Source organism: Agrobacterium sp. 16-2014-1-2a (assembly GCF_053522705.1).
On sequence record NZ_JBNWBX010000001.1, the window covers coordinates 212,122 to 234,749 of the forward strand.

A 22,628-nucleotide genomic window follows, 5' to 3' on the forward strand; every position below is an offset into this window, starting at 1 on the left:
GGGTATGGGCCAATGACACGATTGATGAACGGCCATAAGCGCCGTGCCCTGCTTCTGGCTCCGCTGCTTGCGGTTGCGATGGCGGGCTGTGCGGGAACCCCATCGAACGATACGTTCGACCTTTCCGTCTCTTCGGCGACTGTGACGCAGGGGCCGTCGCTCAAAGGCCGGCAATTGCTGATCGCCGATCCGACGGCGCTGAAAGCGCTTGATAGCGAAAACATCGTGGTGCGCCTTTCCGGCTCGGAAGTGCAATATCTCGGCAATTCGCAATGGAGCGACCGCCTGCCGCGCATGGTGCAATCCAAGCTGGTGCAAGCCTTCGAGGATACCGGCAAGCTCGGTGGCGTCGGCCGGCCGGGGCAGGGGCTGGCGATCGATTACCAGGTGGTCAGCGATATTCGCACCTTCGAAATCGATACGGCAAAAAACACCGCCGATATCGAGATTTCGGTGAAGCTCTTGAACGATCGCAACGGCACGGTAAAGGCGCAGGAAGTATTCCGCGCCAGCGCACGCGTCAGCGGTTCCGGAAATGCCAATTTCGTCAAAGCGCTGGACCAGGCTTTCGCCGCCGCCACCCGCGAAATCGTGGCCTGGACGCTGAAGTCGCTCTAAGTCTGACGACGGTCATTTCCGCTACAAGAGATTGCTCTATGTTGCGGGTGAGGCCTGTTGGTGACGGCCTTGCATTCAATGTTTCCGATCCGCGGGTCCGTCATGCGATTTCTGGTGTTGCTTTGCCTTTCCCTTGTTTCCGCCATGTGCGGAACGGGCACCGTTCTGGCAGCCGGTCTTCGGTTGATCGAGATTCCCTCGGCAGGCGGCAAGCCTTCCATGAGGGCGGCGGTGTGGTCGCCCTGCGCGGCGACTCCGGTGGAGACCCGCATCGGCCCCTTCGCTCTGCAAGCGGTGCGTGATTGCCCTGTTGTCGATGGGCAATATCCGCTCGTCATCATCTCCCACGGTTTCGGCGGTACGTATTTCAGCCATCGGGATACCGCGGCGGCGCTGGCGGATGCCGGTTTCATCGTCGCGGCGATCAATCATCCCGGCGATAACGCCATTGACATGAAGCGGGCAGGCGATCTTTCCGCGCTGACCGAACGACCGGCCGATATCGTCCGCCTGCTCGACCATATGCTGGCGAACTGGAACGATGCCCGTTTTATCGATGCCGGAAGGATCGGGGTGTTCGGATTTTCGCGCGGCGGTTATACGGCGCTGGTGCTTGCCGGCGGCGTTCCGGATTTTCCAAATACCGGATTGCCGTGCCCTGATGGGCAGGCGGCAGTGTGTGCTCAGATGCTGGAAAGGTCTGCTTCGCCTGAGGACCGGGTCTACGATGCGCGGGTGAAGGCTGTGGTTATTGCAGACCCCCTCAACGCCTTTCCAGGGCGGGCCGATCTGCGAGATATCAAAATCCCCGTTCAGCTCTGGAGTTCAGAGCGCGGCGGCGACGGTGTGGCGCCGGAGGATATTTTAGGGCTGCGCGACGACCTGCCGGCAAAACCGGACTATCAGACGGTGAAAGGGGCAGGGCATTTTTCGTTCATAACACCTTGCCCCGCCGAGATGGAAAAAGCCCTGGCCGAGATATGCGGCGATATTGCGGGGTTTGACCGGGCGGAGTTTCATCGTCGACTGAACAGCGAAGTCATCCGCTTTTTCACGGCTTCGCTACGCTGACGCACACGCCGGTGCCGCCGTCGATCAGACGGCGTCCTGCGACTGCCATTCCGGCAGTGGGAAAAGCCGGTCGTAGCCCCAGTTGAAGACGAAGGCATAGACTACGTAGAACAGCGCAAACGAGATATCCATCACCAGCGCCTGGGCAAGGCTGATGCTGAGATACCAGGCGATGAAGGGCATCAGCACGATCAGCAGACCCAGTTCGAACAGCAGAGCATGGGCGACGCGGATAGCAGGCGTCTTCAGCGTCGTGCCTTTCAGGCGCTGCATGGCATGGTCGAAGCCGAGATTGTAAAGATAGTTCCAGGCGGTGGCGAGCGTGGCGCTGACCAGGCCGACAATGCCGATATCTTCCATGGGCATGTGAAATACGAATGCACCCAGCGGCACGACCAGCAGAAGGCCGATGATTTCGAAGCTGAGAGCGTGGCGGATACGATCGGGCAGGGAACGCAATTTATTCTCCGGTATGTGACCGGGCCGTCCCGCATGCTGTCGCCATAATGGCCGAGGTCGTCCTCTCGCAAAGCCATATAGCGGTTTCGGGCAAAATTTCAAGCCTTGGGTCATGGTTGGGTTTGGGAGCGCTCTTCTCAGCGGGAGCGGGATGAGGCGGCGAGGCCGGAGTTATGCGGCGAGCTTCCCCTTCATGCGACTATTCCTGCCACCATCTCACCGGCGTGGAGACGAAGCACGCGGCGGCACCTTATCTTTTCAATTGTCCGCCGTTTCGCCGCTGCGGAACAAGACCGCTGTTTTTTCGTTATCGCTCATGGAAGGAGGCGTGCCATGCAGCATAATTCTCCAGATGGACGAACGATAAAGGCCGCAAACGCGGCACAGGCCACAACTTACAAGCCTAGCCTGATTTCCCTGAAGGGAAGTTATGTGGCGATGATATTCCGCAGGCCGCTTTGCCAAAATCCGCTGGATTTGCGGAAAAAATAAAGCGGCACGCCTCACCCATTGCCACCGATGACGACTGCCGCAATGACAGAGAGCTTTAGATGTCTCTAAAGTGTGATTTTCAATCCAGACCGTCTCCCCTTAGATTGGGAGATCGCCACGAAAGCGAAGGGAGAATGACATGAAATCAGTTCTCATTATCGCCGCTGTACTTGGTTTTTCCGCCAGTGCAGCGTTGGCGGAGTGCGCAGGTCATGAAAAGATCAACGCTTCCGTTCCTGCTGTCGACCGTGAATTCAAAACTGCAAGCATCGTTCCGCCGACGGATCCGGTGGACAAGCCCATCGTCATACTGAAAAAGACCGATCGCCTTCCCGCGGCAACGGTTGCGACGACTGGCGAACCCGAAGCCGCAATGCAACGCATGCAATAAGACAAGACAATGATCGTTTCATTCTGAAAATCCCGTGTGTGAGGTAATCCGCACGGGATTTGCTTTTTGCCATCTAGCTGTCGAGTTTCAGCGACAATTGCTTCGGGCCTTCATTCTTTTTAAGCACGTAGAGCGGCCGGGCGATGATGACTTCCGTTCGCCGCTGCAATTCCCGTCGTCTCTCGAGCGCGCGCTCGCGCATATCGCGGGAGCGAGCGACCACGGACAGGGCATTTTCTATGGTTGCGTCTGCTGCGTTCATCGCTGACCTCCATAATGTTCACTTTATGTTCTCATTATCGGTCGCTTATGTCAACACTGTGGCAGCGATACTTAAAGGGCAGCTGAAATGCCCTGGAGTTGGTCTGTGACGGGGACGCTACCGGCTGCATTGAGGGGCAGGGCTTTGCCTGGAGCGTTTTCTCCCCTCGCGCTTGCGACGGAGCATCGAAGGCCCGTGCGGGCGCGACGGGGGATACTACGGCCTGCTCAATCAATTTTCGGGATGCTTTGGCAATCATGCCGGGTGCCGATCGGCTCCGGCGGGCGGGAGGCTGTCAGGACAGGGGGCGTTGATCGGGTAGGGTGAGGCCTGGAAGCAGGTCACTCAGATGTTCACTGGCGAGCGCGACGATGGCAAGCGCGGCCTGCTGGCGGTTCCAGCCAGCGTCTTCCGCTTTTTCGATGAGCCCTTGAATAGAGGGCTCCAGCGCGAACTGGCACTCGGCCTGATAGTCCATGGTATCGATAGAAAGCGATGGAGAATTAATTGCGGCCCGCATCGTTTGGTCTCCCTGTTTTCCGCCATGCACGTCGTTAAGCGACGCGCAAATCGGAAACATGCACATTCAGAGGCCTATGATATCGGGCAGGCCCGTATATCAATGGCAGCGAATCCCCCAGCAGGCGGGACGTTAACGGCAAGTCTCGATGGCTGTCAACGAACGTCCGGTAGCGACGGCGCCGTCTTACCTATTTCAGAGCCTTCCGTTCCGGAAAGGTTTTCGTCTCCAGACCAGCAATGCCATGACATAAAGCGCAAAAAGCACGAACCATGTGACGGGCAGCACCATGAAAAGCGCCGCATAGGCACAACTTCCCTCGAAACAGGAACCGAGAAATCCGGAATCGGCAAGCGTACCCGACAATAGAAACGCACATACGCCGCTTCCGACTGCGCCGAGGGCGAAAAGCAATATGTTGACGATCAATCTCATCACGTCAATCATAGGCATGATTAAGACCGCTTTGCGGAGCGGGTGGCACTGCCGCGCTGATATTTCGTCGTTTCAGTAGCTGTGTTGCAAAACCGGCGTTGCCGGAGCGGCTGGTTTTTTTGAAGGCCGCTTGTTGGTGCAGGCCCCGCCATGATCGGGCAGGGCCGTTATTGCCGGATTCTTACTCGGTGATGGTATATTCGCCGAGTTCGCACAGGTTTTGCGTATCCTCGAGGTCTTCCAGCTCATCGCCCTGGAATTCGAAACGCATGTCGTATTTGCACACGCGGCGGCCATCGGCGATGGTGATCTCCATCGTTTCGCCCGGACCAAGCGCCTTCTTTCCGAACACGTCGTCTTCCCAGTCATCGACGCCGACCGGCGAGGTGTAGAAGGCATTGAGAACGGAGTTCGTTCCGTTCTTCAGCGAAAAGACGAGGTCGTCCGCCTGCGCCGCACCCGCAACCGTCAACGTAGCCCCGAAAAATACCGCCGTTACCCATTTTGATGTCATGATATCCCCCTTTTGCGCCATCGTTCTGGCTGGGCAATGCATACAACCAAACCAGTGGCTTGCAATGCAAACTGCGGGTTTTGGTTAAATTGCGAAGGGTTCGTTATGGGTAACTTTTCGAGATATCCAGTCTATTTTAAATATTACAAATATATATAAATAAATATTTTGAGGTTTTGCCTTTATTTGTGATTTTATTTTTATGAAACAAATATATTATTTTCTATTTCGAAACTATTTTTTTATTTTCAATTGTTTTTTCATTTATTGTGAGTTTTATTTTGATGTATTTATGATTTTTCTGTGTGTATCGTGGACTTTGTTATTTTGTATATTTCGATTGCTGAATCAGCGAAGAGTTTTACTGACAAAAATATTTTTTCTAAAATGACGTTAATTGGTGGATGGGCCAGGCTGATCGCTTTCCGACAGAGGATAATGGATTTGATCAAGCGTTCGTTTTATTCTTCTGCGGCCTCAAGCTGCCGGGTATCGTGGCACTGGCCACCCTGTACGCGGGTTTTCTGACGCAGGCTTTGGGCCAGTCGCGGGTCTGCAACGACTCCGACCAGCAACCTCAACGAAATGTTCGATGCGATTTACGCATGCTGGGTGCCGCCGGAAGACACGGAGGGGCTTGTCGTGACGCTTCAGTTCATTCTGCATAAGGATGGGCAGATAAGGGGCAAGGTGGTCGTCACAGCCGCGCGCCCGCAGGAAGACAGTCCAAGACGGCAAGCCTTTATCGATTCCGCCATCGACGCGGTGAGGCGGGCAATGCCTGTTCCTTTCACCGAGGAATTCGCAAGCCGTATTGTCGGGCGGCCCTTGGGGCCACGTTTTATCGGGACAAAAATCATACCCGAAACGAAGTTGTAGGTTTTCTTGGGAGCTAGGTCCGCTGTCGCGGCCGCATGTTTAGGGGCGCCGAATTCGAAATATTTTTTCAGTCCACGGCGCCGAATGCGATGCTTTAACTTAGCACCGCAACATCTTGTCATTTTTGAAGAATTTGGTGGGTGATGTAGGGCTCGAACCTACGACCCGCTGATTAAGAGTCAGCTGCTCTACCAACTGAGCTAATCACCCGACCGACACCGTGTGGCGGTGTGAGGGGGGCTATAAAGGGGAAGTTTCGGCTTGTCCAGCGCGGAAATGAAATTTCTTCGATTTTTGTGACGAAAAAATTTCAGTCGCGCTGGAAAAGGCTGGAAATCCGGGATTTTACGGATTTTTGTCTTTTGCTATCCTCGCCGGAAAGCTCTGCCGATGACGATGAGGATGCAGGCGCCGATGAAGCCGGCGATGAGATAACCGATCCATCCGGTCAAAACGATTCCGAATACCGAGAGAATGGCGTTGGCGACGATCGCGCCGACGATTCCAAGTAGGATGTTCATGAAAACACCCATATTGCTTTTCATGAATTGTTCGGCGAGCCACCCGGCGACACCACCGATGATGATAGCTGCGATCCAGCCAATACCAGCAGATTCCATGATTTCCTCCCATGATTGCTGCACTATTGAAGGTGATGATTCTCCGGGTGAAAAGCAAGGTAGACTCCCGAAAACCTCGCTTTTTGCGGGTGGTTTTCCGCGCGGCAGGCGATAAATAGCCTGATGCTGGGTGAAGATATGAAAGGCATGGATGTGCGGTTGATGTTTGGCGGAATGATTGACGGTAGGCGGATGTTCGGCGGGCCTTTATCCGGCCGGCGGCGAAAGGCCGCCATGGCTGCGATAATGGTCGCGGTATTCACCCTCCTTGGCAGCTTTCTGTCGTCCGCAACCTTGGCGTCGGCGCAGGATGCGCCAGCGGCCGCACCAGTCGCTATCCAGGCTTCCATCGTCGAGCAGGCGCGCACGGATCTGGAAAAATGGAAGGCCGATATTTCGGCAATCGCCAAACAGGTTGAGGCGGGCGGCAGCGATGACGTGCAACTGGTGGACCTGAAGGGACGCGCCGATACCATTGCAGCCGATGCTGCCGCCGCCAACACCAAGTTGCGGACCCGCCTGGACCAGATCAAGACGCGTCTCGACGCGCTTGGCGCTGCTCCGGCGGAAGGACAGCCACCCGAAGCGAGCATGGTGACGGAGGAGCGCTCCCGGCTGACGGCGGAGCGTGCCGAGGTGAATGCCATTGCCGGCGAGGTGGAGAGCACTGCCACCAACGCCGCGCAGATTTCCAACAACATAACGGCAGTTCGGCGGGCGCTTTTTGCCGCGACCCTGTTCAAGCGCACCGAAGTCTCTTCCCAGACGCTGGGCGACGCCTCTTCCGCCTTCGTGAGCGAGCTGACCAATCTCAACAACGCCTTCAGCAGCTGGGCGGGTTTCGTCTGGAACTACAAACGCCTGCCGATGTTCGGGGCAGTGATGCTGTCGATCATGGCGGCGCTGTTGTTTCTAGTGGGCGGTTATCGCTTTTTCGGCAGCCGCATGGAAAGGCGGGCCTTTTCCGGCGAGCCTTCCTATCTGCGGCGGCTTTCGGTGGCCTTCTGGTCAACCATGGTGCAGTCGCTGTCGCTTTTCCTCTTTCTGGTGACCTCGGCGTTTTTCCTCGATAATTTCAACGTTCTTCGTTCTGATATCGCGCCGATCCTGTTCGGGGCCATGGCAGTTACTGGTTTCGTCTATTTCGTGTCGCGGCTGAGCTACGCTATCTTTGCGCCGACGCAGCCGGAATGGCGTCTGTTGCAGGTTTCCAATCGCGGAGCGCACACGCTGTCCTCGGCCGTGCTTTTGATGGCGCTCGTCAACGGTCTCGATTATCTGTTCGGCACGATCAGCGAGACGCTCTATTCGCCGCTGATCGTCACCGTTGCCAAGAGCTTCATTGCCTCCATCATCATTGGCATCATCCTGCTCACCGTGTCGTTCCTGCGCCCGGTGATCGGTGAGGGGCAGGACTACGAGACCGGCAACCAGCGCCTGCCGCGCTGGCTGGTCATTCTGCTCAGGGTCGGCGGGCTTGTTCTCATCGGCGCCTGCCTGACGGGTTATGTGGGGCTGGCGCGGTTCCTTGCCACGCAGATCGTCGCCACCGGTGCGGTGCTCGCAACGATGTATATCGGCATTCTTTCCGGCAAGGCGATTTCGCGACAGGGCGCCTTTTCCGAATCCCTGGCCGGGCGTTATCTCGGGCGGCGCTACGGTCTCGGCCCGGTTGCGCTGGATCAGGCCGGTCTTGCGGCAGGGCTCGGCATCTATGTCATCGCACTCGCCTTCGGCGTGCCGCTCATCCTGTTTTCCTGGGGGTTCCAGCCGGGCGATATCGAAAGCTGGGCCTATCGTCTGCTGACCGGCATCACCGTCGGCAATGCCTCCATCTCACTGATCGGCCTGTTCGGCGGCGTCCTTGTCTTTGCCATCGGCTACATCATAACACGCTGGTTCCAGAAGTGGCTGGACAACAACGTCATGGCGCGCGGGCAGGTGGATGCTGGCGTGCGCAACTCGGTCAAGACCGGCATCGGTTATCTCGGTATCGCGGTTGCGGCCATTTTCGGCGTCTCTTCCGCCGGTCTTAACCTCTCCAGCCTGGCGCTGGTGGCGTCTGCCCTTTCGGTCGGTATCGGTTTCGGCCTTCAGAACATCGTCTCGAACTTCGTCTCCGGCCTCATCCTGCTGGTCGAGCGTCCCTTCAAGGTGGGTGACTGGGTGGTGACAGGCACGACGGAAGGCACCGTCAAACGGCTTTCGGTGCGCGCGACCGAGATTGAAACCTTCCGCGGCCAGTCGATCATCGTACCGAACTCGGAATTCATCAATTCCTCGGTCGGCAACTGGACACACCGCAACCGTATCATGCGTGCGGAAATTCCGGTCTCCGTTGCCTATGAATCCGATCCGCAGCAGGTAATGGATATTCTGCTGGAACTGGTGCGCACCCAGCCGCCCGTACTGCGCAACCCCGAACCGCACGTGGAATTCCTCCGTTTCGGCGACTTCTCGCTGGATTTCGAATTGCGTTTCCACCTCGCCGATCTTTCGAATGGGCTTGGCGTGAAAAACGCGCTGAGGATCGCGATCCTGAAACGCTTCCGCGAAGAGGGGATCGCCATCCCGTTCCCGCAGCGTAACCTCAACATCCACGTGGAAGGCGATACAAATCCGCAAATGCTGGCGGCGCTGCTTTCGGAAGAGGGTGACAAGGCGGTGGCGGCGCATACGGGCGCGGCGGCGCCTGCCGCGGAAACTGCACCGGAAAAGGATGCGGGCAAGGCGGGTGACAAAACCGTGGTGGAGCCGAAGGCGACGTTGAAGGCGGCCGGCAAGGACAGTTAATCTGCGGCTACCGCGGCTGCGGCGACGCAGCCGATACGGGCGTTGACGGGCGCGGGGAGTTATCCTCGCGCCCGATTCGCATTGTGGCGGATGAGACGCCAAACACAGGAAAGATCTTATTGGGAGGGAAACCGGATTTTGTCGGTCGTCTTCATGAAATACAGTGAAAATTCCCTCGATGACTGTATTGTTTTTTAAACTTTAAGTTGATATGCTGGGTTATATTTAGTTCATTTCTTTCCTGTCGGGGTTCACATGCCGGATCCAGTCGATGAGAATGCCCAGCCTGCCCAGCCTGCCCAGCCTGCCCAGCCTGCCCAGCCTGCCCAGCCTGCCCAGCCTCCGGGCGAAGTTCCCGCGAAAACGTCTTTGCGGGAAAAATTGAGGAGTGCGTGGAGGTGGGTGACACTCCATGCCGCCCGAGTATCCTTACTGGCGACAGGTGTCGTTATCGGTTCTGCCGGTCTGTTTTTCCTGATGGGCGAAACCGATGTGACGGATGATTACCTGCCGAAACGCTGGAATGAATCCATCCGCAGACTGGGCATCGAGCCGGTCTATCCTCCACAGGAGGATATTTATGTCGGAGACATCATCGCCGAGGTCGTGGATTCGGGCCACAAGTTCAAGTCTTTGCCGACCGACCTCGAAAGCGAAGCCTTCATCGGTCGCTACGTCAAGATCACCCAGATACCTAATTTGCGGGGATATCTCGGGGTCAAGTCTGAGGCGCCTTATTTCGGCGACAGCACCTGGTCGGAGGATAAAAAGTCTCTGTCGATTGCTCAACCGCGTACGGAGGTTGCTGTGGATGGGACGACGTCTGGCCTGCTGGTGAAGGACGCGCTGTTTCCCATCGTCAGGATAGAACGCAAGGAAGGAATGGCAGGACTTTTACGCCATATCGCCTTTGGCGGCGCACGGGCGGATATCGAGGAAATCGAGCTTCAGAATGTGCAGACCTATGCGATCAATCCCTTCCATGCACAAAATGCGCTGATGCGGTTTTGCAATGATGACGACACCAAGGTCTATTGCGCCGACGACTATCTTCGCGAAAAACTCTCGTACATTCTCAGCCGCAATATTCTGAGAACCGCGGAGACAGAGGACTGTGGTTCGCGCTATATTTACGACATTCGCTTGCTGGTCGTGCGTCAGGCGTTTCTGACACGCGGGGTAAAGGTCACCAACGGCCGGGCACGCTCGGGTTTCATCGATGCGAGGGGAAACAAAGGTGACGTCCAGAAGACTGTGGATGGTGCGGACGTTGCCGCGACCACAGGCCCGCAGGGCCAGCAGCCGGCGGCCGAAAACATGGCCGGCAATGACAACACCATTCGCAGCACGAACAGTTCCGGCCTCTTTTCCGATAGCCAGTTTGCGAGGCCGCTCGTCATAGGCTTCAACAGCGTTTCCATCGGTATGCGCAACAGCACGCCCGCATGGCTGGACGCCGCGGCAAAAGCTGCCGCTGGCAAGGACGTAAAAGACCGCGCCAAGATTTGTGCATCTTCGCAGGAGGTTGCGAAATGAGATTGGCTATTTTTCTCTTCGGTATGTTTTTTCCGTTTCTGGCAAATGCGCAGGATGTGGTTCGCCCGTCTGCGAGTGGAGATATTGCGCAATTCAACGATGATTGCATTTATCGCATTCCACCTTGCAGCAAGGATGATGGTGGCGGCGTTTTTCCGCCGCCACCACCTCCGCCCGGTGGCGGCGGCGGGATACACAATCTGCCAGGCGGTCCTGTCCTCAAGAACTCGATTATCGTTCCCGGCAATGACGTTATAAAGGGGTTAAACTTGGACGGCCCGGATGTGCGGGGAATGCAATTGCAGCTTCAGACCAGATAGACGGTTTATCCGGCGGTTCAGGCTCCAATCCGTCTTGGCTGACACTTGATCTGTTCCGGTTGGTATTTTCCCATATGTGCACCACCGTCGTCTTCAAAAGGCGACGGTGGTTTGAAACCCGCCTCCAGCGACGGCATTTTCTCCCCTGTCGCAGCACCCTATGGCCATGTCGCAATCAGGCGGCTGAACGGCCGCCGGGCGCTTCATATTCCATCCCATCGATTTGGCAGCACGACAGGCAATGCCGGCGCTTTTTAGGGGTTCTGTAAATGAAGACACATGCACGGGCGGTGGTGATCGGTGGCGGCGTCGTCGGCGTTTCGACGCTTTATCATCTTGCCAAGAAGGGCTGGAGCGACAGCGTCCTTATCGAGCGCAAGGAACTGACCTCGGGTTCCACCTGGCACGCAGCCGGTCTTTTGCCGCTGTTCAACATGAGCTACTCGGTCGGCCAGATCCACAAATATTCGGTGAAGTTCTACGAGGAGCTTCAGGAAGAGACCGGCATGAATGTCGGTTTCTCCAAGGTCTCGAACATTCGTCTCGCCCGCACCAAGGATCGCTGGGACGAATATATGTATTATGCCGGCATTGCCGAGACCATCGGTGTGCGGGTCAACATGCTAACGCCGGAGCAGGTGAAGGAAATCTGGCCGCTTTGCGAGACGGACGGCCTGCTGGGCGCCATCCAGCACCCCGATGATGGTTATATCCAGCCCGCCGACCTGACGCAGGCGCTGGCGAAGGGCGCGCGAGACCGTGGCGCCACCATCTATCGCAACACCACCGTCACCGCCATCGAGCAGCTGGAAGACGGTCACTGGAAGGTGACGACGGATAAGGGCGAGATCATCGCCGAACATATCATCTCCTGCACCGGCTCCTTTGCCCGCAAGACCGGCGAGATGGTCGGCATCAATATTCCGGTCATCCCGGTTGAGCACCAATATATCGTCACCGAGCCGCATCCGGCCATTCTGGAGCGTCGCCGTCAGGGTCTGCCGGAAATGGGCGTTCTGCGTGAATCGGATTCGGCCTGGTACATGCGCGAGGAGGCCGGCGGTCTGATCCTCGGCCCTTACGAAGTCGGCGCTCCGGTCTGTTATGTCGACGGTCCCTCTGACGATAGCGAATATGAGCTGTTCCAGGAGGAGCTCGACCGCCTTATGCCGCATATCGAAACGGCGATGGTGCGCGTTCCGGCTTTCGGTCAAGTCGGTATCAAGAAGGTCTATAACGGCGCTATCGCCTATACGCCTGATGGCAACCCGATCGTCGGTCCGGCACCGGGCCTGAAGAATTTCTGGCTGAATGAAGGCCACTCGTTCGGCATCACCGCTGCTGGTGGTGCTGGCTGGCAGCTTGCCGAATGGATCGTCGATGGTGAGCCTACACTTGATCTGATGGGTGTCGATCCGCGCCGCTTCGGCCCTCACGCAACGGAAGGTTACCTCATTGCCAAGAATGAGGAAGCCTATGCCAACGTCTTCACCATGCATTACCCTGATGAAGAACGTTCCGCTGCCCGTCCGCTGAAGACGACGCCGGTTTACGACCGTCTGAAGAAGCTCGGCGGTGTGTTCGGTTCCGTTTACGGCTGGGAGCGTGCCAACTGGTATGCTCCGGAAGGTTATGCGCTGCGCGAAGAGGACCTCGGCGTCGGTGCGGATGTCATCACCAGCCACAACTATGCGCCGCCACTGGATGATGGCCGTATCGTTGAGAAGTGGTCGTTCCGCCGCTCGAACTATTTCGAACATGTCGGCAACGAGGTGAAGAACGTCACCCAGAATGTCGGCGTGCTTGACATGTCGGCCTTCGCCAAGATGGAAGTTTCCGGTCCCGGCGCGCGCGCCTGGCTGGACAGCATTCTCGCCAATATCGTGCCGAAGAAGCGCGGCCGTATTGCGCTGACGCATCTTCTGACGCCGAATGGCGGCGTGAAGGTGGAGTTCACCGTCTATGAATGGGCGCCGGGCCGGTTCTATCTTGTGTCCGCCGGTGGTCTTGAGGCGCACGATCATGACGTGCTCCAGCGGCTTGCGCCCACCGACGGTTCAGTCGTGTTGCAGCCCATCACCCAGAAATACGGCGTGCTGGTACTTGCCGGTCCGAAGTCGCGCGATCTCCTGAAGAAGCTGACCCGTACCAGCCTCGAGAACAAGGATTTCCCGTGGCTGACGGCGAAGCAGATCTCCGTGGGTGTGGCGACGGCGCATGCGTTGCGCGTCAACTTCGTCGGTGAACTGGGCTGGGAGTTGCACCATCCTATCGAAATGCAGAACTACATCTTCGACCGGCTGATGGAAGCGGGCGCCGAATTTGGCATCAAGCCATTCGGTATTCGTGCGATGGTGTCGATGTCGCTTGAAAAGTCGTATCGCAACATGGGCCGCGAGCTTTCGGTCGAATATAACGCCTATGAATCCGGTCTCGACCGTTTCCTGCGTCCGGAGAAAAACTTCATCGGCCGCGACGCGCTGGTGGCATACAAGGAAGCCGGCTTGAAATCGGTATTCTCGACGCTGACCGTTTCGGGCAATACGGATGTCGATGCCCGTGGTTCTGAAGCTATCTTCGATGCAGATGGCGCACTTGCCGGCCGTGTGACGAGCGGCGGCTTTGGTTGGCGTATCGGCAAATCGATTGCGCTTGCCATGCTGAAACCCGAATATGCCACGATTGGCACAAAGCTGAAAATTCGCATTCTCGGCACGCTTTATGATGCCGAGGTGGTGGAAGAAAGCCCCTTCGATACGGAAAACGCGCTGCTGCGCGCCTGAGGGATTTTCCTGGAAGCATTCGAAACACGGCCCTCCCTCGGGGGCCGTGTTTTCTTTTGGGTAAGCATGTATGCCGACTGTTTTCGGGCAAAAGTGTTATTAATCATTCTGAAAAATACGCCTGCTAATTTCCCGTGAAAGGCGACGGGGGACTGGGACAAAATGAATTTTCTGGGCATTACGGGCATGCAATATTCGGGTGTGCCATTTACCAATTGCCGCATTTTGCTTGCGGAAGATACCAATGTGTTCACCCAGATGGTGAGCATGCGCCTGAAGGAATTGCTGGGCGTTTCCGTGGAGGTGTGCCGCAACTTCGAGGAGTTGCAGGCGTGCTACGAACACTCGGCCGAACCCGTGACGCTTGCGATTTCCAACATCAATCTTCCGGGGGCGGAGAACGGCGAGGCGCTGGAATATCTGATCGATCTCTCGATCCCGACCATCGTTTTCACCAGCACGTTTCATGAGGCGACCCGCGAAACGCTGATCGCCAAGAATGTGGTCGACTACATTCTGAAAGACAATATCTTTGCCGTGGACATGCTGACGGAATCCATCTGTCGTTTCCTCACCAACCACCGCCACCATGTGCTGATCGTGGATGACAGCCCAACGGCGCGGGCGCTGCTTTCCAGCCGCCTCAAGCGTTATAATTTCCGCGTCAGCCTTGCCGATAGCGGTGCGAAGGCGCTCGAAATCCTGAAGGCCAATCCCGATATCGGGCTGGTGGTGACCGACTACAATATGCCCGATATTGACGGTTTCGAACTGACACGGCGCATCCGCACCGTGCGCGGTTCGCACGAGTTGCGCATCATCGGCGTTTCCTCTTCCACCAACCGGCTTTTGTCGGCGCGGTTCCTGAAGGCGGGTGGCAACGATTTCATGCTGCGGCCGTTCATCGACGAGGAATTTTATTGCCGCGTCAACCAGAACCTCGACACGCTGGTGCAGATACAGCTGGCCAAGGCTGGCGTGAGACCGGCGGCCTGACCGGACTGTTCGTTATCAAAGCCGCGATAAGTCAAAGCTGAGACTCGAGCGGCAGGAAACGCATGATGCCCGCGACGATCCGGCGGCTGATGGCAGCGTCCGGTTCACGCCTGTATGTCTTCGGCTGGCCGTGTTCTTCGGCCATCCAGACGATGCGATTGCCGTTGTCTATATCCAGCTCGAAGCTCATCGAGCGGCGGATCTCTTCGCTGAATATCTCGTCCATGCGCGCAACCAGCGGGGCTGAGGTGAAAACGACGCCCATTTCCGTGTTGAGAGACGCGGAGCGCGGATCGAAATTGAGCGAGCCGATATAGCCGGTCTTGCCGTCGCGGGAGAAAGCCTTGGTGTGGAGGCTCGCCTGTCCTGAACCGCGAAGCGTAAAGCTTGGCTGGTCCGCCTGTGCACGCAGTTCATGCAGTCGCACCCCGCTCAGCAGAAGCGGCTTTCGATACCGTGCGTAACCGGCGTGAACGGCTGCAACATCTGTTGCAGCCAGCGAGTTGGTGAGGATGGCAACCGAGACGCCGCGCTCGGCAAGGTTTGCAAAAATGTCCAAGCCCTGTTTGCCGGGAATGAAATAAGGGGAGGTGATGTGCAGGCTGTCATTTGCCGCCTGCATCAGCGGCAGCAGGCTCTCCATCAGGAAGTTGTGGCCGTTGCGGCGTTTTCCCGCTGCTTTTTCCGGCGGGTCGGCAAGCACGTCAGCTTCATCGACCCAGTGCAGGCGGTCCGACATCAGGAAATGTCCGCTGCCATATTGGTTTTCGACGCGCTCGAGATAGGGTTTGGCAGCCTCGCTTTTCGGCAGCGCAGCAAGCTCGCGTCTTAACCTGGCAAGCTTGCTCGGCCTGCGCGCCAGAAGCGAGCGCACGGGAACGGAAACGGCGCTGTTCCAGTAGTCGTCGAAGATTTCGGTGGCATCCGCAACGATCCTGCCGAAACCGAGAATGTCGAAATCGTGGAAATTGGCCCGTTCGGCGGCATCGAAATAGGCGTCGCCAATATTACGGCCGCCAACGATCGCGGCGCGTCCGTCGGCAATCCACGCCTTGTTGTGCATGCGCCGGTTGACGCTTCGGAACCGGAGGACCAGTTCCAGGCTTCGATACAAGATGTTTTCCCGCGCCCTGGTTGGGTTGAAGAGCCGCAGTTCGATATTGGGATGGCTGTCGATGGCGTGGAAGATGCGGTCAGACATCGAGACGCCGAGATCGTCCAGAAGCAGCCTCACGCGCACGCCGCGATCTGCCGCGGCAATGACCTCGCGCATCATCAGCCGACCGGTCAGGTCGGCGTTCCACATGTAATACATCAGATCAAGGCTGCGCCCAGCCGCCCGCGCGGCCGCCATACGCACTGCAAAGGCATCCAGATTGGAATGCAGCAGGCAGAGCGCGTTTTTCTCGTTCCAGCCATTCTTGATCGACTGCCAGTGGCGGTCGAGCCCGGTCGCATCCTCGGCAACGGGCAGGGCAGTTGAGGGGCGTTTGGGAATGGCCTTTTCCCGCTGCTTGCTGATGACAACAAACAGGGCTGGTCCGACGACCAGCAGCACCATGGCGATAAAGACCGTAAATGCAGTCACTTGTTTTGATCACTCCCGGCCTGAAGATTATCAGGCCGGGTGAAAACGCGCGAGCACATAAAGCGTTCACGGCAGAAGAGGGTGCGGGAGAAAAAGCCTGCCTTGCGAAGCGAATGCAGGAGGCGGGACTTGTGAATCACATAAGTCTATGCTTATCTGTTGTCATGACAGAGAATGATATTTTCCGGGCGCTGGCCGATCCGACACGCCGCGCTATTTTCGAAAAGCTCGCGGATGGTGCCCAGAACGCTTCCGCCTTGCGTGAGGGTATCGATATCAGCCAGCCGGCCATGTCGCAGCATCTTGCTGTGCTGCGGGGGGCGGGGCTGGTCGTCGAACGGCGGCAGGGTCGTTTCGTCAATTACGAGGTCGATCCGGATGGGCTGACACGGATTGCGACGTGGCTTGGCAAATACCGCGCCTACTGGCCGCAGCGCGTAGAAGCACTGAAGCTCTTGCTGAAGGATATGGATCAATGAACAGGGAACTGCCCGCGGCACCCAAACCCGGTATCGAGCTGGAATATGATCTCGATGAGCCGCCGCAAAAAGTCTGGCGTGCGATCAGCATTCCGGCCTTCCGTGAACACTGGTTGCCGAAGGAGGCTTTGGCTGAACCCGAGGCGATCAGGATCACCCCGGGGAAGGAGGTCTGTTACAGGATGCGGGATGACGTTCCGCCATTTCTGGAAAGCACCGTCACCTTCAGTATTGCACCCAACGCGAGCGGCGGCACCAGCCTGCGGGTCATTCATGAGTTGCCCATCACCGGTTCCGGTCGGATGACAAAGGCCGCCGCAAACCACAACCGTTCGCCCATCAAGCTCGCCGCCTGATCCACCACATTTCCTTACATTTTCAAACGACAGGAGTTCGCCGATGCGCGAAGCGATGCAACTCGTCCCTATGGTAGTTGAACAATCCGCTAGGGGAGAAAGGTCCTTCGACATCTATTCCCGGCTGTTGCGGGAAAGGATCATCTTTCTCAACGGTGAGGTCAACGACGCTGTTTCCGCGCTTGTCTGCGCGCAACTGCTGTTTCTGGAGGCAGAAAACCCGAAAAAGCCGATCCATCTCTACATCAATTCTCCAGGCGGCGTCGTGACCAGCGGTCTCGCAATGTATGACACCATGCGCTACATCCGCGCGCCGGTTCATACCCTGTGCATGGGGACCGCCCGTTCGATGGGCTCGTTCCTGCTTATGGCGGGCGAACCGGGCGCGCGGGCGGCATTGCCCAACGCCAGCATCCTCATTCACCAGCCGTCCGGCGGGTTTCAGGGGCAGGCGTCGGATATGCTCATCCATGCTGAAGAAATCAGGCAGACAAAGCACCGAATGACGCGGCTTTATGCCGAGCATTGCAAACGCAGCTATGACCAGTTTGAAGCGGCAATGGATCGCGACCGTTTCATGACGGTGGAAGAGGCACTGGAATGGGGTTTGATCGACCGCGTTCTGGACGTTCGCGAAGATGTGGCGGCGGCATGACTCAAATCGTCCCGGTTGGCGCGTGGCTGGCCGGGACGGTTGATCAGATATCCAGATTATCCGCGAAGGCAGCGCGTTCCTGAATGAAGCGGAAGCGGGCATCCGCCTTGGTGCCCATCAGATTGTCGACCGCCTCGCGGGTGCCTTCGAAATCCACGTCGTCGATCTCGACGCGCAGCAGGGTGCGCTTTTCGGGATCCATGGTGGTTTCCTTCAACTGTGCCGCCATCATTTCGCCAAGGCCTTTGAAGCGGCCGATTTCGACCTTCTTGCCTTTGAAGACGGTTTCCATCAATTCGGCGCGGTGGGCGTCGTCGCGGGCATAGGCGCTCTTGGCACCCTGACGGATGACGTAGAGCGGCGGCACCGCGAGATAGAGGTGGTTGCCACGAATGAGTTCCGGCATTTCCTGATAAAAGAAGGTGATGAGCAGCGAGGCGATATGGGCGCCATCGACGTCGGCATCCGTCATGATGATGATGCGTTCGTAACGCAGATCCTCTTCGCGGTACTTGGTGCGCGTGCCGCAGCCCAGCGCCTGGATGAGATCGGCGATCTGCTGGTTGGCGGAGAGTTTTTCACGGCTGGCGCTGCCGACGTTGAGGATCTTGCCGCGCAGCGGCAGGATGGCCTGATTGGCGCGGTTGCGCGCCTGCTTGGCCGAGCCGCCAGCCGAGTCACCCTCGACGATGAAAAGCTCGGCATTCTCAGCCGTGTTCTGCGAGCAGTCCGCCAGCTTACCGGGCAGGCGCAGCTTGCGCACCGCCGTCTTGCGGTTGACTTCCTTTTCCTTGCGGCGGCGCAGGCGTTCTTCGGCGCGCTCGATCACCCAGTCCAGCAGCTTCGCCGCTTCGCCCGGATTGCCGGTGAGATAATGGTCGAAGGGATCGCGCAGCGCGTTTTCGACGATGCGCTGGGCTTCGACGGTCGCGAGCTTGTCCTTGGTCTGGCCGACGAATTCCGGCTCGCGGATGAAGACGGAGAGCATGCCCGCTGCCGAGATCATCACGTCATCGGTGGTGATTTCCCTGGCGCGCTTGTTCTGGGTCAGCTCCGCATAGTTCTTCAGGCCCTTGGTGAGCGCGATGCGGAAACCGGCCTCATGCGTACCGCCTTCAGGCGTCGGGATGGTGTTGCAATAGGAATGGATCTGCGTGTCGCCGCCATACCAGGTCACAGCCCATTCCAGCGCGCCGTGGCCACCGGTCTTTTCGGTGCGACCGGAGAAAATCTCGCGGGTGACAGTGAATTCCTTGCCGAGCGTGGCGGCCAGATAGTCCTTCAGACCACCGGGGAAATGGAACACGGCCTTTTCGGGGATTTCGCCACCGGCAGGCACCATGCCGGGATCGCAGCTCCAGCGGATTTCGACGCCGCCGAAGAGATAGGCCTTGGAGCGGGCCATGCGGAAAATGCGGGCCGGTTCGAATTTTGCGTGATCGCCGAAGATCTGCGGGTCCGGATGGAAACGCACGCGGGTGCCACGACGGTTGTGCACGTCACCCAGTTCTTCGAGACCGCCGATGGGCGCGCCGCGCGAAAAGCGCTGGCGGTAAAGCTTGCGGTTACGGGCGACTTCCACTTCCAGAAGATCGGACAGCGCATTGACCACGGAAACGCCGACTCCGTGCAGGCCGCCGGAGGTCTCATAGGCCTTGCCATCGAACTTGCCGCCGGCATGCAGCTTGGTCATGATGACTTCGAGCGTCGACTTGCCCGGAACCTGCGGATGGTTTTCCACGGGAATGCCGCGTCCGTTATCGGTCACGGTTAGGAAACCCTCGGTATCGAGATGGACCTCGATGAAATTGGCGTGGCCTGCGACGGCCTCGTCCATGGAGTTGTCGATGACTTCGGCAAAGAGGTGGTGCAGCGCCTTCTCGTCGGTGCCGCCAATATACATGCCGGGTCGCATGCGCACCGGTTCCAGCCCTTCGAGCACGCGGATCGACGAGGCACCGTAGTCGTCACCGGAGGGGGACACGGGCGCTTGGGGTGGGGGCGTCGTGACGGCCGCAACGGCTGCTGGTTTCGGCTGCACGTTCACGTTCGCGGCTGCGGACACCGGGGCCTTCACGGGTTTTGCCGTGTCCTCGTTCTTTTCCGTTTCGCTGTTTGGTGCCACCGGAAGACCGGAGAAGAGATCGTTGCTATCGTCCATCATGTCCAAGGTTCAAAAAAGCGTGTCGTCAGAATTTCGCCAAGCGAATCAGTATGCCAATAGGGGCGAGTATAGCGCCAAACGTGCAGGGCGTGTGGCCTAACGCGGCGTACCCTATGCCACGACTATGTCAGGGTTTCGCAACAGGAGGATTGCGCTGCCGCCCTGGCAATGGCAAGTCTCGCAGCCACGAATGAACGGTTAACCAAGTCATGTCCACAGCTCATTTCACGTTTTGTACTCTTTTCTGCCTGACTGTTGCGGCGATGCCGGGCGGTGCCGGGGCGGCGGACGGGCCGCTGCGGCCGTTCAAGGACGAGCTGTTTTCCAGCCAGACGGTGCTTTCCACGGCCGATGGCGGCGCATCTGAGGTGATCGATTATCAGGAGATGCGCGATATCAACGGCCGCGACGAGGTACCGGAACGCCGGGTGAAGCGGCAATATGTGGATATGGCGCCCAAGACAGCGCAGGCGATGGAATCCGTGGCGGTTGAGGGCAGGGCGCTTGAGGTGGGCCGCGTCGGGCCATCATCCGGGCAGGCCTTCACCTTGATCTTCATTCACGGGCGCGGCGGCGACCGGCGGCTTGGCATGAACGACTATACGTTCGGCGGCAATTTCAACCGGCTGAAAAATCTGGCTGTCGCCAATGGCGGCACCTATTATGTGCCGAGCGTACGATCCTTCGATGCCAATGGGGTTGCCGACGTTTCCGCGCTGATCGCCTATGCTGCTAGCAAATCCGGCGGCAAGCCGGTGGTGTTGGCCTGCGCCTCCATGGGCAGCTTCATCTGCTACGGCATCAGCCGCGACAAGGCGACGGTCGGCAATCTCAAGGGTATGGCGATCCTCGGCGGCGCGGTCGACCCCGATTTTCCGAAGAGCGCCTTTGCGAAAGCTAAAAAGCCGGTGTGGTTCACCCATGGCAGCGCCGACAAGGTCTATTCCGCAGACAGCCAGGCGACCATCTTCCGCACCTTACTGAAGGCAGGAGAGCCGGCGCGCTTTACGCTTTTTGAGACAGGCACGCATGGAACGCCGGTGCGCATGACCGACTGGCGGGCGGTTTTGAACTGGATTTTGAGCCGATGAGGTCCAGTTTTGGTTCGACAGGCGCGAATTTCGGCAAATTGACCGACGTTTTGAAGCTTATGACTGCTTTTTTGTACCAATTGTCATCAGCTGCGTTTAAGGAAATATTCCGGGATTTCCGGCAGGGTTTCTGTCGCGATTAGGGGCCGCCTGGCGGCTGAGGTAAGGGGTGTTCGCGCAAGCGGCTCTCCGAGACAAAGGGAATGGGATACGCATGACGCCGAATGTTCGACCGCTTGTAGCCGGAAACTGGAAGATGAACGGCACCCGTTCGTCGCTCGATCAGATCAAGGCCATGGCTGAGGGCGTCAAGGGCGCGCTTTCGGAAAAGGTGGATGCGCTGATCTGCCCGCCATCGACGCTTCTTTATGTGGCAACCGCGCTCTGCGACGACAGCCCGCTGATGATTGGCGGACAGGATTGCCACCAGAATGTTTCCGGCGCGCATACGGGTGACATTTCCGCCGAGATGATTGCCGATTGCTTCGGCACCCATGTCATCGTCGGCCACTCCGAGCGTCGCACCGACCATGCCGAGACGGATCATCTGGTCCGTGCCAAGGCCGTTGCCGCCCATCAGGCCGATCTTATCGCCATCGTCTGCATTGGCGAGACGGCGGACGAGCGCAAGGCGGGCCAGACGCTCGATATCCTCAAGCGCCAGCTCGCCGGATCGCTTCCGGACGAGGCAACCGCCGAAAACACCGTCATCGCTTATGAGCCGGTCTGGGCCATCGGCACGGGTCTGACGCCGACCACGCAGGATGTGCGCGAGGCCCATGCCTTCATGCGCGACGAGCTGGTCAAGCGCTTTGGTGATGAAGGCAAGACCATGCGAATTCTCTACGGCGGCTCGGTGAAGCCTGCCAATGCGCTGGAACTGATGGGTGTCGAGAATGTCGACGGCGCATTGATCGGCGGCGCGAGCTTGAAAGCCTCCGACTTCCTTTCCATCTATGCGGCATACGAGCAACTGACGGCTTGAGACACGCTTTCCTGCCACAGTGGCGGGAAAGGGGCTTGGAATAAGCCTTCGCCTCATGTAAAGAGCCGCGAAACCTTCTTTGTAGTGCTCCGCGCGGGGCATGGAATGGATTGTCATGCAGACCGTTTTGATTGTTATTCACCTCATGATCGTGCTGGCGCTTGTCGGCGTGGTTCTGATCCAGCGTTCCGAAGGCGGCGGCCTCGGCATCGGCGGCGGTTCGGGCTTCATGTCCGCGCGCGGAACGGCCAATGCGCTGACCCGCACGACGGGTATCCTTGCCGCGCTGTTCTTCGTGACGTCGCTCGGACTTGGTCTTCTGACCCGGTACGAATCGCGCCCGACGGATATTCTGAACCGTATTCCGGCCACGCAGGGTCAGGGCAACGGCATTCTCGACACGCTCGGCCCGGCACAGACGCCGGCAACGCCGGCTCCGGCTGGGAATGGCGTTCCAACCAACAGCGGCGCTGCAGCACCTGCGCAGACCGCGCCTGCGCCGGCCACTGCTGGTGAAGCCGCTCCGGCACCGGCCAAGCCCGCCGATCCGAACGCAGTTCCGACCGGTCAATAAGCCCGGTTATGATTTAACGCTCCGGCAGGCCAAAAGCCTGCCGGTTT

General features: G+C 58.2%; 23 protein-coding genes and 1 tRNA gene. 15 read left to right on the forward strand and 9 right to left on the reverse strand.

Annotation, left to right across the window (positions count from 1 at the left end; genetic code table 11):
• Positions 1-12: 12 nt before the first annotated feature.
• Positions 13-618 (forward strand): ABC-type transport auxiliary lipoprotein family protein, encoded by a 606-nt coding sequence (locus ACQZ45_RS01060; RefSeq protein WP_019566194.1) that lies wholly within the window; start codon positions 13-15, stop codon positions 616-618.
• 102 nt (positions 619-720) lie between these two features.
• A complete protein-coding gene (locus tag ACQZ45_RS01065; protein ID WP_113291791.1) occupies positions 721-1,689 on the forward strand; it encodes a dienelactone hydrolase family protein in 969 nt (322 codons plus the stop codon).
• Positions 1,690-1,713: 24 nt separating this feature from the next.
• On the opposite strand, the gene ACQZ45_RS01070 is transcribed toward ACQZ45_RS01065, so the two are convergent.
• Positions 1,714-2,148 (reverse strand): PACE efflux transporter, encoded by a 435-nt coding sequence (locus ACQZ45_RS01070; RefSeq protein WP_013636234.1) that lies wholly within the window; start codon positions 2,146-2,148, stop codon positions 1,714-1,716.
• 631 nt (positions 2,149-2,779) lie between these two features.
• On the opposite strand from ACQZ45_RS01070, the gene ACQZ45_RS01075 reads away from it, so the two are divergent.
• Positions 2,780-3,031 (forward strand): hypothetical protein, encoded by a 252-nt coding sequence (locus ACQZ45_RS01075; protein WP_003515471.1) that lies wholly within the window; start codon positions 2,780-2,782, stop codon positions 3,029-3,031.
• A 73-nt stretch (positions 3,032-3,104) separates the two neighbouring features.
• On the opposite strand, the gene ACQZ45_RS01080 is transcribed toward ACQZ45_RS01075, so the two are convergent.
• The 4 genes from ACQZ45_RS01080 to ACQZ45_RS01095 form a co-directional block, all read right to left on the reverse strand.
• A complete protein-coding gene (locus tag ACQZ45_RS01080; RefSeq protein WP_003515469.1) occupies positions 3,105-3,293 on the reverse strand; it encodes a hypothetical protein in 189 nt (62 codons plus the stop codon).
• Positions 3,294-3,588: 295 nt separating this feature from the next.
• Positions 3,589-3,813 carry a hypothetical protein gene (locus tag ACQZ45_RS01085; RefSeq protein WP_113291758.1) on the reverse strand — a complete coding sequence of 75 codons (225 nt, stop codon included), beginning with the start codon at positions 3,811-3,813 and terminating at the stop codon, positions 3,589-3,591.
• A gap of 195 nt (positions 3,814-4,008) precedes the next feature.
• Positions 4,009-4,260: a hypothetical protein gene (locus ACQZ45_RS01090; protein WP_113291757.1), complete on the reverse strand. Its 252-nt coding sequence runs from the start codon at positions 4,258-4,260 to the stop codon at positions 4,009-4,011.
• A 169-nt stretch (positions 4,261-4,429) separates the two neighbouring features.
• A complete protein-coding gene (locus ACQZ45_RS01095; protein WP_003515455.1) occupies positions 4,430-4,762 on the reverse strand; it encodes a hypothetical protein in 333 nt (110 codons plus the stop codon).
• A 585-nt stretch (positions 4,763-5,347) separates the two neighbouring features.
• On the opposite strand from ACQZ45_RS01095, the gene ACQZ45_RS01100 reads away from it, so the two are divergent.
• Positions 5,348-5,641 carry a hypothetical protein gene (locus ACQZ45_RS01100; RefSeq protein ID WP_448742118.1) on the forward strand — a complete coding sequence of 98 codons (294 nt, stop codon included), beginning with the start codon at positions 5,348-5,350 and terminating at the stop codon, positions 5,639-5,641.
• Positions 5,642-5,775: 134 nt separating this feature from the next.
• Here ACQZ45_RS01100 and ACQZ45_RS01105 read toward each other — a convergent pair.
• Positions 5,776-5,851: transfer RNA gene (locus ACQZ45_RS01105), tRNA-Lys, on the reverse strand.
• Positions 5,852-6,006: 155 nt separating this feature from the next.
• On the reverse strand, positions 6,007-6,261 hold the full coding sequence (locus tag ACQZ45_RS01110; protein WP_003515453.1) for a GlsB/YeaQ/YmgE family stress response membrane protein: 255 nt from the start codon (positions 6,259-6,261) through the stop codon (positions 6,007-6,009).
• Positions 6,262-6,384: 123 nt separating this feature from the next.
• Here ACQZ45_RS01110 and ACQZ45_RS01115 point away from each other — a divergent pair, with 123 nt between their 5' ends.
• The 5 genes from ACQZ45_RS01115 to ACQZ45_RS01135 all read left to right on the forward strand — a co-directional run bounded on the left by ACQZ45_RS01115 (position 6,385) and on the right by ACQZ45_RS01135 (position 14,689).
• Positions 6,385-9,054, forward strand: coding sequence for a mechanosensitive ion channel family protein (locus tag ACQZ45_RS01115; RefSeq protein ID WP_448742119.1), 2,670 nt, complete (start codon positions 6,385-6,387; stop codon positions 9,052-9,054).
• Between the two features lie 255 nt (positions 9,055-9,309).
• Positions 9,310-10,590 (forward strand): hypothetical protein, encoded by a 1,281-nt coding sequence (locus tag ACQZ45_RS01120; protein ID WP_448742120.1) that lies wholly within the window; start codon positions 9,310-9,312, stop codon positions 10,588-10,590.
• Entirely contained in the window at positions 10,587-10,910 is a 324-nt protein-coding gene (locus ACQZ45_RS01125; RefSeq protein WP_035252119.1) for a hypothetical protein, read from the forward strand. Before ACQZ45_RS01120 ends, ACQZ45_RS01125 begins: the two co-directional genes overlap by 4 nt.
• A gap of 269 nt (positions 10,911-11,179) precedes the next feature.
• Entirely contained in the window at positions 11,180-13,693 is a 2,514-nt protein-coding gene (locus ACQZ45_RS01130; protein ID WP_113291755.1) for an FAD-dependent oxidoreductase, read from the forward strand.
• A gap of 162 nt (positions 13,694-13,855) precedes the next feature.
• A complete protein-coding gene (locus ACQZ45_RS01135; RefSeq protein WP_003515447.1) occupies positions 13,856-14,689 on the forward strand; it encodes a response regulator in 834 nt (277 codons plus the stop codon).
• 31 nt (positions 14,690-14,720) lie between these two features.
• Here the strand turns inward: ACQZ45_RS01135 and ACQZ45_RS01140 are convergent, their stop codons facing one another.
• Complete coding sequence (locus ACQZ45_RS01140; protein ID WP_113291754.1) at positions 14,721-16,277, reverse strand: phospholipase D family protein; 1,557 nt, start codon at positions 16,275-16,277, stop codon at positions 14,721-14,723.
• A 164-nt stretch (positions 16,278-16,441) separates the two neighbouring features.
• Between ACQZ45_RS01140 and ACQZ45_RS01145 the strand changes: the two genes are divergently transcribed.
• Genes ACQZ45_RS01145 through ACQZ45_RS01155 form a run of 3 tightly spaced genes read left to right on the forward strand, consistent with a single transcriptional unit; the run spans position 16,442 to position 17,767 of the window.
• On the forward strand, positions 16,442-16,756 hold the full coding sequence (locus ACQZ45_RS01145; protein ID WP_026330922.1) for an ArsR/SmtB family transcription factor: 315 nt from the start codon (positions 16,442-16,444) through the stop codon (positions 16,754-16,756).
• A complete protein-coding gene (locus tag ACQZ45_RS01150; protein WP_065658557.1) occupies positions 16,753-17,112 on the forward strand; it encodes an SRPBCC family protein in 360 nt (119 codons plus the stop codon). Before ACQZ45_RS01145 ends, ACQZ45_RS01150 begins: the two co-directional genes overlap by 4 nt.
• Before the next feature lie 43 nt (positions 17,113-17,155).
• A complete protein-coding gene (locus tag ACQZ45_RS01155; protein WP_113291753.1) occupies positions 17,156-17,767 on the forward strand; it encodes an ATP-dependent Clp protease proteolytic subunit in 612 nt (203 codons plus the stop codon).
• A 43-nt stretch (positions 17,768-17,810) separates the two neighbouring features.
• Here ACQZ45_RS01155 and parE read toward each other — a convergent pair whose 3' ends face one another.
• A complete protein-coding gene (parE, locus tag ACQZ45_RS01160) occupies positions 17,811-19,931 on the reverse strand; it encodes a DNA topoisomerase IV subunit B (RefSeq protein ID WP_113291752.1) in 2,121 nt (706 codons plus the stop codon).
• A gap of 209 nt (positions 19,932-20,140) precedes the next feature.
• Between parE and ACQZ45_RS01165 the strand changes: the two genes are divergently transcribed.
• From ACQZ45_RS01165 to secG, 3 genes are all read left to right on the forward strand, one after another.
• Positions 20,141-21,022, forward strand: a complete 882-nt coding sequence (locus ACQZ45_RS01165; RefSeq protein WP_113291751.1) for a dienelactone hydrolase family protein — start codon at positions 20,141-20,143, stop codon at positions 21,020-21,022.
• Between the two features lie 214 nt (positions 21,023-21,236).
• Complete coding sequence (gene tpiA / locus ACQZ45_RS01170; RefSeq protein WP_003515430.1) at positions 21,237-22,007, forward strand: triose-phosphate isomerase; 771 nt, start codon at positions 21,237-21,239, stop codon at positions 22,005-22,007.
• Positions 22,008-22,122: 115 nt separating this feature from the next.
• Positions 22,123-22,581 carry a preprotein translocase subunit SecG gene (gene secG / locus ACQZ45_RS01175; RefSeq protein ID WP_113291790.1) on the forward strand — a complete coding sequence of 153 codons (459 nt, stop codon included), beginning with the start codon at positions 22,123-22,125 and terminating at the stop codon, positions 22,579-22,581.
• Positions 22,582-22,628: the final 47 nt, after the last annotated feature.